Here is a 13,624-nt window from a genome sequence, read left to right on the forward strand (position 1 = left end):
GCCCAACATTTGCACCCTGCAGCTCATGGCACGAGTACCGTGGCCCCCACGGTCTTGCGAGCTTCCAATGCGCGATGGGCTTGTGCCGCCTCGGCCAATGCAAACTCCTGCTGCGGCTCGCTCACAATGCGCCCTGCCAGCACGTGCTCGAACAGCTCTGCAGCCATCTCCAGCATATGTGAGCGGGGCTGGATGTAATGCATCATGGCCGGCCGGGTCATCCAGATCGAGCCTTTGGCGGCCAGCAGCGATGAGTCCACCACCACGGAGCCGGAAGAAGTTCCGTTACTGACCAGCGAGCCACGCGGCTGCAGGCAATCGAGCGAATCCATCAGAGTGTCCTTGCCTACCGAATCAAAGACCACGGAAACGCCCTTGCCTGCCGTGATTTCCTTCACTCGCTCGACGATGTTTTCGCGCGAAGTCACGATGGTGTGCGCGCATCCGTTCGCTCTGGCCAGTTCGGCCTTCTCATCCGTGCTGACCGTACCAATCATGTTGACCCCCATGGCGCGGGCCCACTGACAGGCAATCAGACCTACGCCTCCGGCAGCTGCGTGGTAGAGAATTGTTTCACCGCCCTGCAGCGGATAGACCTGACGGAACAGATACTGGGCCGTCATGCCTTTCATCATGAGCGTGGCTGCAGCACGGTCTGAAATTCCGTCGGGCAGCGGAATCAGCACTTCTGCAGGCATCACACGCGCCTGTGCATAAGCGCCTTGCGGACCGATCAGATAGCCAACGCGGTCGCCCACCCGGATATCCGTCACACCTGATCCGACGGCCTCGACAACGCCGACGGCATCCGAGCCCAGTCCGTTGGGCAAGGCCAGCGGGTAACGCCCGCAGCGGAAGTACACATCAATGAAGTTGAGCGCGATATAGCTATGCCGCACACGCGCCTGGCCTGGGCCGGGGTCTCCCACGGCAACGTTTTCCAGTCGCAGAACTTCTGGACCGCCAGTCTCGTAAAAGCGAATGGCCTGAGTCATGAAATGCTCCTGTCTCTATTGTTCACAGCAAGATGCAGCAAGCGCTGCAAAGCAAAAGTCCGGGCGTCCTCAGTCGCAGACATGTCCGGACCGATTGATGAGTCGACTCAGTTCAGCTTGATGCCGAAATTCCTGACGATCTCACCGTTGCGCTGGTATTCGGCCTGCAGATCGGTAGACAGCTGCTCCAGAGTGCGCTCCTGCTTGATGGGCTCGAAGCCGGTGGACAGATAGCGGGCCTGCACCGCCTGGCTGGCGTTGACCTTCTGCAGCGTGGCATTGATCTTCTCCAGCAATGGCTGCGGCGTCTTTGTCGAGGCAAACACACCCGCCCAGTTGCTGAAATCAAGCTCCGGATAACCGACCTCGGCCATCGTCGGCACATTGGGAAAATCGGGCAGTCGGCTCTTGTAAGCAACGGCCAGCAACTTGACCTTGCCGCTGGGAACCAGCGGTTTGGTGGTCACGGAGCCATCGAACATCAGCGGAATCTGATTGCCCATGATTTGTGCCAATGCTGGTGCAGAGCCTGGAAATGGCACATGCTGCATATCCAGGCCGGCCTTCTGATTCAGGATCGCCCCTGCGTATTGCGATGCCGTCCCCTGGCTGTAGGAGGCAAAGGACAGCTGACCCGGATGGGCCTTGATATAGGCAATGGCCTCCTTGGCATCCTTGGCCGGGAACTGAGGCGAAGCAATGAACACCATGACGGAGCGTGCCATCTGCGAGACGGGTCTGACATCCTTCATGGCATCAAAGCCCCCCTTGAGCACATGAGGAACCTCGGTCAGGATATTGGTCACCGTCACCAACAGGGTATTGCCGTCTGAGGGCTGGGACAGCATGTATTTCACCGCCATGGCACCGCCGGCACCGGGGCGGTTTTCGACCACCACTGGCTGCTTGAGCTCATGCGCCAGCTGATCGCTGATGATGCGCGCAAACACATCGATCGTGCCACCGGGCGGGGCAGGAACAATAAGCTTGACAGGCTTGTCGGTGAACGCGAGGGCGCTGCCAAGCGGCAAAGCAGCAGCCAGAGCCATGGATAAAAGAACGGGAATGCGTTGCATCGTGCGCTCCTTTGACCTCAGGCGACTTTGCGCAGAAAACCCTGCTGAGCACCGTTGCGATTCGGAGCAAAGCCGTTCCTTGCCAGGCTCTCCTCCACCGTGTCGTAGAACACGCCGATCTGGCAGATCTCGCGCGCCTGGGCAGGAGTGGCGATAGGGCGGCTGCATTCCTTGGCAATGCGCACCAGTTGCTCGATCTGCTCCACCGTACCCATTTTTCGGGTTCGGGTTTGATTCCACAGATTGTCTTCGGTGCCGCAGCGCACATGCAGGCCCATGGCAATGCCCATGAGATTGATGGGCAGCACGTTCAGCACCGAGGCCTCTACCGTGAGCACCGCACCGTCGGGCACGGCGCGCACAAAATTGGCCAGGCTGTAGACGCTTGGCTGGTCCATGCCGCCGCCGATGGCCACCCAGTTCAGCACCAGCGGACCTTTGTAGATGCCGCGACGCATCAGCCGCTCAACCGACTCGAAGCTGTTGATGTTGTAGCACTGGAAAGCACTCTGAATGCCGGCCGCACTCAGGCGGCGTATATGTTCTTCGGCCCAGCCTGGCTGTGCTGGAACGGTCATTTCCTTGTAGGCATTGAACACCGCTGGGTCCTCCATCGAAGTGCCCTGGATATCCCGCGCATCGAACTGCTCCAGAATGTTCATCTGCGAGGTATTGATGGTCACCGTCACCTGATCGGGCTTGGGGTCCAGCTCGGCCAACATGTGGCGGGTATCGTCAGACAGCCATTTGGCGGCCGCGCCATCGGTTTCGGGTGCAAAACTGATCGACCCACCCACCTGGATGATCATGTCCGGGACGCGGGCTCGCACGCCGGCAATCAACTCGTTGAACTTGGAAAGCCGCTTGCTGCCGCGACCGTCGAGCTCACGCACATGCAGGTGCAGCACCTGGGCACCGGCGTTGTAGCAGTCCACGGCTTTTTGAATCTGCTCTTCCATCGTGACGGGAATTTCGCCGGGGAAGTCCTCAGGCAGCCACGAAGGCGCATAAGGAGCTGCAGTGATGATGAGAGGCTGCTGATTTTCGGCAACCAGGTGACCGTCGAGGAAATTCATGATGGTGTCTCCGTTGTTATATGAATGCCATGCCCGCGCTCAGAGCCTTGCGTACAGCTGTGCTTGCGTCGCACCGCTCGGTCAGGTTCTGCGCCTTGCCACGGGCGTCTTCCGATGCTCAAAAAGTCGGTGTGCCAATGATTCCCGCGCGCTCCATCTTTCGATGGCTGGGCGGGTAGTCCATCACCGCGTAATGCTGTGTCGCCCGGTTGTCCCAGATGGCGATGCTGCCGGGCTCCCAGCGCCAGCGGACCTGGTACTCGGGGATCGCGGCCTGGCTGATCAAGAACTGCAGCAGACTGGATGAGCCCTGGGTGAAGTCCTGACCCACACGCACATTGGCGGGCGTGTGGAAGTTCGTGAAATGAGTGGTGAAGCCGCTGACAAACAGCACTTTTTCACCGGTTTCCGGGTGTGTACGCACCACCGGGTGTTCCGCATCGGGAAACTGTGCCTTGAGGGCCAGACGCTTTTCCGCAGGCATGGCAGCGCCAAAGGTGCACTCAATGCTGTGACGTGCCCGCAGCGGGGCTATCACGTCCTTGATGTGCGATGGAAGCATCTCGTAAGCCTGCGCCATATTGGCCCACATAGTGTCGCCGCCAACCGGCGGACATTCGACGCAGCGCAGCACACAGCCCATGGGTGGCACCTCGCGCCAGGTGGCATCGCAATGCCAGGAGTTTTCATACCGGTCCAGCGGCTTGTCCGGCGTCTTGTAGATCTGCACCAGGCCGGGATGCTCGGGGTCGCTGCCGACCACCGGGTGATCCTCCAGCTCGCCAAAGCGCCGGGCAAAACCGACATGCTCGGCGCGACTGATACTCTGGCGACGTAAAAACAGTACCTTGTACTTGAGCAAGGCCGCCTTTATCTCTGCGAAAAGCCCGTCATCGTGCAGCGCATCCGCCAGTTGCACATCGACCAACTCCGCGCCTATGGCACAGGTCTGAGGGTTTATCTGCATAACTGTCTCCTACCTTTTTTGAACCCAGGCTTGTTGCAGGTCTCTGCCGCCCGGTAAGTCCACTGTAGAAAACCTGTGTCACATAGGTTGTGCATTTCATGCCGCACCTTATGCATCTCATGCCAGAATTTCCACGCCTCTATGCATGGAGCAGTCATGGTCACTTTTGTGCGCGCGGCATCTCTGACAAATTTCTCGGAACTCTTCAGCGAGCTGGGTGGAGACCCTGATGCGGCATTGCGTCGCGCGGGGCTACGACCCGCCGTGGTGCGCGAACAGGACCAGCTGATTGATGCGCTGACGGCCGGGCGCTTGCTGGAAGAAGCTGCAAGCATCACCGGTTGCGAAAACTTCGGCCTGCGCATGGCCCAATCGCGGCAGGTTTCAAACTTCGGCGTCGTCAGCCTTTTGTTGCTGCACCAGCCCACCTTGCGCAAGGTGCTGAGTACGCTGATCGAGCATGTGCACATGCTCAATGAGTCGCTGGTGATTCATATGGACGACGCCAATGGCGTCGTGGTGCTGCGCGAAGAGCTCACCCTGCCGGAGGCGCTTCCGCAATCCATGGAGCTGGCAATTGGCGTACTGTTTCGCACCTGCAATCTGCTGCTGCATGAGCAATGGCGCCCGCAGCGCGTCTGCTTCAGCCACCCCGCGCCCGGCGACACCAGCCTACACAAGCAGATGTTTCGTTGCCGCGTGGAGTTTGATGCCGACTTCAACGGCATTGTGTTTCGCACCGAGGACCTGGATGCTCCTAACCCCTTGGCCGACCCGGTTCTGGTGCGCTATGCCAAGACGATGGTGGACACCACGCAGCAGGACCGTCAGGCCTCCATCGGCCAGCAGGTGCGCAAGGCCATCTACCTCATGCTGCCTTCGGGCAATGCCACCTGCATCTGCGTGGCCCAAGGTCTGGGGCGCAGCGTACGGACCCTGCAGCGCGAGCTTGACAGTGAAGGCCTGAGCTTTACCAACCTGCTGCAGGAGGTTCGCTCGGATCTTGCCCAGCGCTATGTGCGCAACCCTGACTACCCCGTGGGCCAGATCGCCTCCATGTTGGGCTACAACAGCCACAGTGCCTTCACACGCTGGTTCAGCTCGCTCTTTGGCTGCCCGCCCGAGGTCTGGCGTGAAAGAAATCTTCCCCCCAGGACCCAAGCCTTCAGGCGCGCGTAGGCTGGTCCAGCCAGCGCTGGGCCAGCTTGACCCAGAAAGTCGCGCCCAGCGGAATCAGCGCATCGTTGAAGTCGTAGCTGGGGTTGTGCAAGGTGCAGGGACCGCCACCATGCCCCAGGGCGCGGTGATCACCATCGCCGTTGGCGATAAAGCAGTAGGCACCGGGCTTTTCCAGCAGCATGAAGGCAAAGTCCTCGGCCCCCATGGACGGCTCTTGCGGCACCACACCGGCATCGCCCAGAATCTCGCGCATCACGGCCTGGGCAAATTCGGCCTCGGGGGCCGTGTTGATGGTGGGCGGGTAGTTGCGCACGAACTCGAACGTGCATTGCGTGCCATGCGCGGCACAAACGGCCTCGCTGATCTGCTGCATGCGCTGCTCGATGAGGTCCAGCACCTCCAGCGTGAAGGTGCGCACCGTGCCCTGCAGCTCCACGCTGTCCGGCACGACGTTGGTAGCCTCGCCGGCATGGACCATGGTGACCGACACCACGCCCGCCTCAATGGGCTTGACGTTACGGCTGACGATGGTCTGGAAAGCCATGATGAGCTGGGCCGCCACGGGTACCGGATCCACCACCATATGCGGCATGGCCGCGTGGCCGCCCTTGCCGCGCACCACGATCCTGAATTCGTTGCTGGATGCCATGGCAGGCCCGGCCCCCACGGCCATCGTTCCGGCCTTCATGCCCGGCCAGTTGTGCATGCCAAACACGGCCTGCATGGGGAACTGCTCGAAAAGTCCGTCGTTGACCATCTCGCGGGCGCCGCCACCACCTTCCTCGGCTGGCTGGAAGATGGTGTAGACCGTACCCTCGAAGCTGTCGCGATGCGCGGCCAGATATTGCGCCGCCGCCAGCAGCATGGCCGTGTGGCCGTCGTGACCGCAGGCATGCATCTTGCCCGCATGGCGGCTGGCATGGTCAAAGGTGTTGAACTCCTGCATGGGCAGGGCATCCATATCGGCACGCAGGCCGATGGCTCGGCCGCTCTTGCCGCCGTCGCGGCCATGGATGATACCCACCACACCGGTCTTGCCCAGGCCGCGATGGATCGCTATGCCCCATTGCTCCAGCTTCGCCGCGACCAGATCCGAGGTCCGTATTTCCTCAAAACACAGCTCGGGGTGGGCGTGGATATCGCGACGCAGCGCGGCAATGTCAGGGGCGCTTGCTTGAAGTTCGGGCAGCAGGGCCATGCGCTCTCTCCTTGGGGTCATCAATGGCAAAGATGCCATGATGGCCCAAAGCGAGAGAGCCTGCGCCCTGCACGCCTCTAAGCCTCACACGCGGACCTTGCCGTCGCCTGTGAGCATGGACAGCTCGACAAAACGCGGCTTGCCGGCCTGTGGGCGGAAGGCGATGGGAAAACCCGCCACCTGCTGACCGTTCATGGCCTCCAGCGCCGCCACTAGTCCTTCGCGATTCAGACGGCCGGCGGCAGCGGCAGATTTCAGCGCCTCGCCCACGACACGGGCGGCCAGATAACCCTCCATGCTCGAGTAATCGGGCTGCAGCGACGCACCGCTTTTCTGCAGGGCAGCCTGAAACTCGCGTGCCAGCGGATGCGAGGTCTTGAACGGCGATGGCACGACCTGGGTGACCACAACCCCCTCTGCCTCCTTGCCCAAGGCCTGGGCCAGTGCCGAGGTGCCCACGAAGGAGACGTTGTAGAACTGCCCACCATAGCCAGCCTGGCGGGCCGCACGCACAAAGGCAGCGCTAGCCGCATAGGTGCCGACCTGCACGATGACATCGGCGCCCAGCGGCACCAGAGTCCTGACCGCCTTGGCCACATCCTGAGAGTTTCGCTCAACCGTCGCAGAACCCACGGGCTTGAGGCCATGGCCTTGCAGCGCCTGCGTCACGCCCTCGAGACCGGACTGGCCATAGGCATCGTTCTGGTGAAACACCGCGATCTTCTTAAGGCCAAGGGAGACCAGTTGCCTGACCATGAGCGCGGTCTCGTCGGCATAGGAGGCACGCAGATTGAAGACCGTCTGCGCCAGCTTGGGGTCGCGCAGGCCGGCGCCCCCCGTCAGTGGAGCAATCAGTGGCAGCTTGGCTTTCTGCAGCAAAGGCAGTGCGGCCATGCTGGTGGGCGTTCCCAGATAGCCGAACAAGGCCATTACATCGTCGGCAATGAATTTCCGGGTATTGGCCACGCAGCGTTCGGGTTCGTAACCGTCGTCCAGCGTGCGCAGCTCCACCTGGCGGCGGCCGATGCCGCCCTGGACGTTGAGCTGATCGAAGTACAGCTTGGCGCCCTGCACAAACTGCATACCCAGCTGCACTGAAGGGCCGCTCAGCGCGCAGGACTGCCCAAGCACAATGGGCCCGCTCGAATCCTGGGCATAACTGGCGCCGGTCCAGTTCCCGGCGGCCACAACTGCGCCAGCAGTCATGAATTGACGACGATTCCACTCCACTCTCTTGTCCTGCATTGCTCTCGATCTCTCTCTACGGGCTACTCATTGCCACGGGCTGGATCAGCCCGTTCCTGGGGTCTTGCATCTCAGGTTTTTTGACATGGATGCGCGCCGCATAATAGGCCCACAAAACGGTCCTCAGCCGCAAACCGCTCCAGATTTTTCGAGCCCACGACATGCCTCATATCGTTCAAGTACGCGGCGCCTGCCCGCATGACTGCCCGGACACCTGCGCCCTGGTCACCACGGTGATCGATGGCACGGCCACCAAGGTGCAAGGCAATGCAGAACACGCTCACACGGGAGGCGTGCTCTGCGCCAAGGTCAGCAAGTACACCGAACGCACCTACCACGCTGGGCGAGTGCTGCAGCCTCTCAAACGCAGCGGCCCCAAAGGAAGCGGCCATTTCACCCCCGTGAGCTGGGACGAAGCCCTCGGCGATATCGCACAGCGCCTGCACGGCATCGCTCGGCGCGCGCCCGAAGCCATACTGCCCTACAGCTATGCCGGCACCATGGGACTGGTGCAGAGCGAGAGCATGGACCGGCGCTTTTTCCACCAGCTGGGCTCCAGCCTGCTGGATCGCACCATCTGCGCCAGCGCCGGCAGCGAGGCGCTGACCGCCACCTATGGCGGCAAACTGGGCATGCGTGTGGAGTTCTTTGCCGAAAGCAAGCTGATCCTGATCTGGGGCAGCAACAGCATTGCCAGCAATCTTCATTTCTGGCGCTATGCGCAGGAAGCCAAGCGCCAGGGCGCCAAGCTGATCTGCATAGACCCGCGCAAGAGTGAAACCGCCGACAAATGCCACGAGCACCTGCAACTGCTGCCCGGCACCGATGCGGCGCTGGCTCTGGCGCTGATGCACGAGCTGATCGTGCACGGCTGGCTGGACCATGACTACCTTGCCCAACACACCCTGGGCTGGGACGCACTCAAGGCCAGAGCCTTGCAATGGCCGCCCGAGCGTGCGGCCCTGATCTGCGGCCTGACGGTGGCGCAGATCCAGTCTTTGGCTCGTGATTACGGCACGACCAGGCCAGCGGCGATTCGCCTCAATTACGGCATGCAGCGCGCACGCGGCGGCGGCAATGCCGTGCGCGCCGTGGCCTGTTTGCCGGCTCTTGTCGGCGCCTGGCGCCACCGCGCGGGCGGGCTGCTGCTGTCTGCCTCGGGCGTCTCGCCTTTCAAGCGGGCTTCTCTTCAGATGCCGCAGTTGCTGGGAGAGCGTCGCCCACGCACGCTGAACATGAGCCAGATTGGCGATGTGCTGCTGCATGAGGGCGATGCCGGCTTCGGCCCCAAGGTGGAAGCCGTCGTGGTCTACAACAGCAATCCCGTGGCGGTGGCGCCAGAGTCGGCCAAGGTGGCTGCGGGCTTTGCGCGCGAAGATCTGTTCACCGTGGTTCTCGAGCATTTCATGACCGACACCGCAGACCATGCCGACTACGTGCTGCCTGCCACCACGCAGCTAGAGCATTGGGACATCCACGGCAGCTACGGTCATACCGATGTGCTGCTGAATCGCCCAGCGATCGAGCCCCAAGGTCAGGCGCGCAGCAATGCACAGATCTTTCGCGATCTGGCCATGCATATGGCCAGGCTGGACTCCGCTTTTGCAGCAGCATGTTTTTCCGAGTCTGATGAAACTCTATGTCGCACAGCAGTCTCGGGCACAGCTATTGATTTTGAAGTGCTGCTGCAACAGGGCTTTGCCCATATCCCGCTGCCCGATGCGCCGTTTGCCGAAGGCGGCTTTGCCACACCATCGGGCAAATGCGAATTCGACAACCCCGCCCTGGCCCGGTTGGGCATCAACACCTTGCCCGACTATCTGCCCAATTACGAGCCGCCCACGACGGCCTACCCGCTGGCCATGATCTCGCCACCCGCACGCAACTTTCTCAACAGCAGCTTTGCCAATGTGGCCAGTCTGGCCCGCATGGAAGAGCGTCCGCTGCTGGAGATGCACCCCGATGATGCAGCTGCGCGCGGCATTGCCGACGGTGACCAGCTGCGAGTGTTCAACCAGCGCGGCGAGCATGTCTGCCACGCCGCCGTCAACGGCCGCGCTCGCACCGGCGTGGTTGTGGGCCTGGGCATCTGGTGGCGCAAGCAGGGAGCCAACGGCACGAATGTGAATGAGCTGACGCATCAGCAGCTCACCGATATTGGCCGGGCGCCCTGCTTCTACGACTGCGCGGTACAGGTGGAAAAGTTCAAGGAGTTGTCAGCCTGACGCTGCTGCATTGTGGTTGACCATGAGCAGGGCCACGGCGCAAGCAACCATAATGCAGACACTCAATGAATATGCGGCCAGGGTCTGAGCCTGTCAGAGCACACAGGTACAGCGCAGAGCCGCCCTGCTCTCGCGACATCATCTGTGAAGAAATCTCTCCCCTGGCAACGCCGCCTCGCACCGACCCGACTTGACCTGCGCCGCCTGATTCTGGTCCTGACCATCTGCAGCGCGCTGATCCCGTTTCTCAACACTTTCTATGCCGGCTATCTGGTGCAGCGCCAGCAGCTGATCGACAACACGCTCGAGGGTCACCATGCCTATGCGACCAAGCTGGCGCAGAGCACGGATGATTTTCTGCAATCCGCCCTGCAGCAGCTGGAATACAGCGCCAATCTGATGGGTGCACACATGAATGACGTGGACTATCTGGCCAAGGAGGCCACGCGTCTGCGCCTGCAAACCAAGAGCTTCAACTCCGTCACCATCATCGACCCCACGGGCTATGTGCTGGCCACATCGCCCGAAACCCTGCAGATCAAGGGTAAGACGCTGCAAAGTGCCGGGGTGACACAGACCTTGAGCACTCGTGGGCCCGTCATCAGCCAGCCCTACATGTCAACGGCCGGCAACTACATCGTCTTTGTATCGCAGCCCATTTTCGACCCTCAGGGCGAATTCCTGGGAGCGGTAGGCGGCAGCATCTACCTCAAGGAAGACAGCATCCTCGACACCCTGCTGGGCTCGCACTTCTACCAGGATGGCACCTATGTCTACGTGGTGGACCAGAACAGGCACATCATCTATCACCCCGACAACCACCGTATCGGCGATCAGGTGATCAACAACGATGTCATCAACTCCGTGATCCGGGGCGAGTCGGGTACGGCGCCGGTCGTCAACAGCAAGGGCGTGGAAATGCTGGCCGGCTATGCCGTCATCCATGCTTCGGGCTGGGGCATTGTGGCCCAGCGTCCCAAGGCTGCCACGCTGGCCCCGCTCAACAAGCTGATGCGCTCCGTGCTCTACAAGACCCTGCCCATCGCCCTGCTGATGCTGGTGGTCATCTGGTGGAGCGCGCGCCGCATTGCCAGCCCGCTGCGCCAACTGGCCAACGGCGCGCACGATATGGATAAGCCCGAGACGGCGCAGAACATTCAGGCCGTCAAGTCATGGTACTTCGAGTCCTACGAGCTCAAGAAAGCCATGCTCAAGGGCCTTGGCCTGCTGCAGCGCAATATCACCAAGCTGCGCGAGGACGTGAACACCGATCCGCTGACCGGCCTTGGCAATCGCCGCCATCTGGAGGCCGCCATCGGCGCCTTCCAGGCTCAGGCGCTGCCGTTCTCGGTGATTGCCATCGACATCGATCACTTCAAGCATATCAATGACGGCTTTGGCCACGATACAGGCGACGAGGTGCTCAAACAGCTCGCACGCACCATGCGCGAGGTCTCGCGTGTCGATGACCTGCCCTGTCGAGTGGGTGGCGAGGAGTTTCTGCTGCTGCTGCCCGGCACGGTGCTGGAGGCCGCCGCCCATGTCGCCGAGCGCCTGCGCCAGATGGTCGAGAAGATGGAGATACAGCCTGTGGGCCATATCACCATCTCGCTGGGCGTGGCCCACTGGCCCGACAGCGACCCCGATATCAAGGCCGTCTTCCAGCAGGCCGATGTCATGCTCTACGCGGCCAAGCGGGGTGGACGCAATCGTGTCATGGTCAGTGAGGCCAGCGAGCCTCCCAGCGAGCTCTGAGCCCGGCAGAGCCGTAGTTCAGTCCCCCACTTTCAAGGCGTATCCGCTGTCACAGCCGATACGCTTTTTTGCAGCTCATTGTGTGACTCCGTTGCACCAATTTGGTCATTAATGCTTCAAATTAGTGAGCATGCACCATACAAGTTAAGGGGATTGAACACAGGTTGACCTGAAATACATAACAAGCCACTGATTTCATTGAACTAATGCCCTGAGCCCCCAGCCCTGGCACAGCTCTTGCTGAAAACCCTTGCCCCGCAGCCCCGAATGGACAGCGGAATACACAACAGCAAAGGAATTTCAGATGCCAGAGCCAAGCAAACATGTCAGTCGCAGACAACTGCTCTCGATGATCGGAAAGGTCGCGGGCGGCAGTGCCATGTATCAAGCCATGAGTTCACTGGGATATGCCGCCGAATCGCATTACAGCGGTCCGGTCAAGCTCGGCAACGCCAGACCTGGTGCATCGGTTCTGGTGCTTGGCGCTGGCCTGGCAGGCATGGTGGCAGCCCACGAATTGCGTGCGGCCGGCTACAAGGTGCAGTTGCTTGAATACCAGAGTCGAGCCGGCGGCCGCTGCTGGACGCTGCGCGGCGGCGATGAGTTCAGCGAACTCGACGGTACACGTCAGAAAGTGGGCTTTGCCAAGGGCAACTACTTCAACCCCGGCCCCTGGCGCGTGCCCTATCACCATCATGCGATGCTGGACTACTACAAGCGCTTCGGCATCAAGCTAGAAGCCTTCAACCAGGTCAACTACAACGCCTATCTGCACAACAGCAAGGCCCTGGCTGGCAAGCCGCAGCGCTTTCGCCATGTGCAGACCGATGTCTACGGCCATGTGGCCGAGCTGCTATCCAAGGCTACCAATCAGGGCGCGCTGGACCAGAGCGTCAGCCGGGAAGACAAGGAACGCCTGCTGGAGAGTCTGAAGGCCTGGGGCGTGCTGGACAAGGAGTACCGCTACCGCGCCAGCAATGCGGTCAGCGATTTCCGTGGCTACGACATCGACCCAGGCGGCGGCATGATGGCGCTGGCCAAACCTTCGACGCCCATGGGCCTGCACGAGCTGCTTGAATCCAATCTGTGGCGCCAGATGGGCGTGGGCAATATCTACGAATTCCACAGCACCATCTTCCAGCCCGAAGGCGGCATGGACATGCTGGCCCAGGCCATGGCACGCGATCTGGGCTCTGCCATCCGCTACAACGCCAAGGTCACCAGGATCGCCCAGAACGACAAGGGCGTGATCGTGGACTATGCGGACGCCCTCAAGCCTGGCGCCGCGCTGCAGGCCCGCGCCGACTGGTGCGTATGCACGATTCCACTGTCCATCCTGAGCCAGATCGAAGTGCAGGCCGGAAGCGCCATGCAGAACGCGATTGCTGCCGTGCCCTACGGCAGCTCCATGAAAGTCGGACTGGAGTTCAAGCGCCGCTTCTGGGAAGAGGATGAGCGAATCTACGGCGGCATCAGCTACACCGACCTGCCGATCCAGCAGATCTCCTACCCCTCCACCGGCTATATGGGCCGCGGCCCCGCCGTGCTGCTGGGCGCCTATGCATTCGAGAACTCCAACAGCTACCGCTTCTCCTCACTCAAGCCGGCCGAGCGCGTTCGCCTGGCGCTGGAGTACGGCGCGCAGATCCACCCGCAATACAAGCAGGAGTTCCTCAACGGCGTATCGGTCGCCTGGCATCGCATGCCCTGGATCAACGGCTGCTTTGGCAACTGGACCGATGCACTGCGCGAGCAGCACTACAAGGATCTGGCCCAGATCGACGGTCGCCTGGTGCTGGCGGGCGAGCATGTCTCTTACATCCCCGCCTGGCAGGAAGGTGCCGTGCTGTCCTCGCTGGACGCAATCCAGCGTCTGCACGCCAAGGCCTCCAGTCTCTGATCGCCCAT

The 13,624-nt window shown here is 61.4% G+C and carries 10 protein-coding genes; 4 read left to right on the forward strand and 6 right to left on the reverse strand.

Annotated elements, in window-relative coordinates; all coding sequences use genetic code 11:
• Positions 1 to 23 precede the first annotated feature (23 nt).
• The 4 genes from DFO48_RS10795 to DFO48_RS10810 form a co-directional block, all read right to left on the reverse strand.
• Positions 24 to 995: a quinone oxidoreductase gene (locus DFO48_RS10795; protein WP_114863365.1), complete on the reverse strand. Its 972-nt coding sequence runs from the start codon at positions 993 to 995 to the stop codon at positions 24 to 26.
• Between the two features lie 107 nt (positions 996 to 1,102).
• Positions 1,103 to 2,071: a tripartite tricarboxylate transporter substrate binding protein gene (locus DFO48_RS10800; RefSeq protein WP_114863366.1), complete on the reverse strand. Its 969-nt coding sequence runs from the start codon at positions 2,069 to 2,071 to the stop codon at positions 1,103 to 1,105.
• 17 nt (positions 2,072 to 2,088) lie between these two features.
• Positions 2,089 to 3,147 (reverse strand): 3-keto-5-aminohexanoate cleavage protein, encoded by a 1,059-nt coding sequence (locus DFO48_RS10805; protein ID WP_003073674.1) that lies wholly within the window; start codon positions 3,145 to 3,147, stop codon positions 2,089 to 2,091.
• A 118-nt stretch (positions 3,148 to 3,265) separates the two neighbouring features.
• On the reverse strand, positions 3,266 to 4,114 hold the full coding sequence (locus DFO48_RS10810; protein ID WP_114863367.1) for a TauD/TfdA family dioxygenase: 849 nt from the start codon (positions 4,112 to 4,114) through the stop codon (positions 3,266 to 3,268).
• A 156-nt stretch (positions 4,115 to 4,270) separates the two neighbouring features.
• On the opposite strand from DFO48_RS10810, the gene DFO48_RS10815 reads away from it, so the two are divergent.
• A complete protein-coding gene (locus tag DFO48_RS10815; protein WP_114863368.1) occupies positions 4,271 to 5,293 on the forward strand; it encodes an AraC family transcriptional regulator in 1,023 nt (340 codons plus the stop codon).
• Here the strand turns inward: DFO48_RS10815 and DFO48_RS10820 are convergent.
• The gene (locus tag DFO48_RS10820) at positions 5,280 to 6,491 is read right to left on the reverse strand and encodes a M20 aminoacylase family protein (RefSeq protein ID WP_114863369.1); all 1,212 of its coding nucleotides are present in this window, start codon (positions 6,489 to 6,491) and stop codon (positions 5,280 to 5,282) included. The genes DFO48_RS10815 and DFO48_RS10820 overlap by 14 nt on opposite strands.
• An 84-nt stretch (positions 6,492 to 6,575) precedes the next feature.
• On the reverse strand, positions 6,576 to 7,736 hold the full coding sequence (locus tag DFO48_RS10825; protein WP_114863370.1) for an ABC transporter substrate-binding protein: 1,161 nt from the start codon (positions 7,734 to 7,736) through the stop codon (positions 6,576 to 6,578).
• Positions 7,737 to 7,897: 161 nt separating this feature from the next.
• Between DFO48_RS10825 and DFO48_RS10830 the strand changes: the two genes are divergently transcribed.
• The 3 genes from DFO48_RS10830 to DFO48_RS10840 all read left to right on the forward strand — a co-directional run bounded on the left by DFO48_RS10830 (position 7,898) and on the right by DFO48_RS10840 (position 13,616).
• Positions 7,898 to 9,961: a molybdopterin-dependent oxidoreductase gene (locus tag DFO48_RS10830; protein ID WP_034348245.1), complete on the forward strand. Its 2,064-nt coding sequence runs from the start codon at positions 7,898 to 7,900 to the stop codon at positions 9,959 to 9,961.
• A gap of 144 nt (positions 9,962 to 10,105) precedes the next feature.
• Positions 10,106 to 11,716: a sensor domain-containing diguanylate cyclase gene (locus tag DFO48_RS10835; protein ID WP_114863371.1), complete on the forward strand. Its 1,611-nt coding sequence runs from the start codon at positions 10,106 to 10,108 to the stop codon at positions 11,714 to 11,716.
• Positions 11,717 to 12,020: 304 nt separating this feature from the next.
• Positions 12,021 to 13,616 (forward strand): flavin monoamine oxidase family protein, encoded by a 1,596-nt coding sequence (locus tag DFO48_RS10840; protein ID WP_114863372.1) that lies wholly within the window; start codon positions 12,021 to 12,023, stop codon positions 13,614 to 13,616.
• Positions 13,617 to 13,624: the final 8 nt, after the last annotated feature.

The sequence above is a fragment of the Comamonas sp. AG1104 genome, assembly GCF_003350425.1.
Taxonomy (GTDB): domain Bacteria; phylum Pseudomonadota; class Gammaproteobacteria; order Burkholderiales; family Burkholderiaceae_C; genus Comamonas; species Comamonas testosteroni.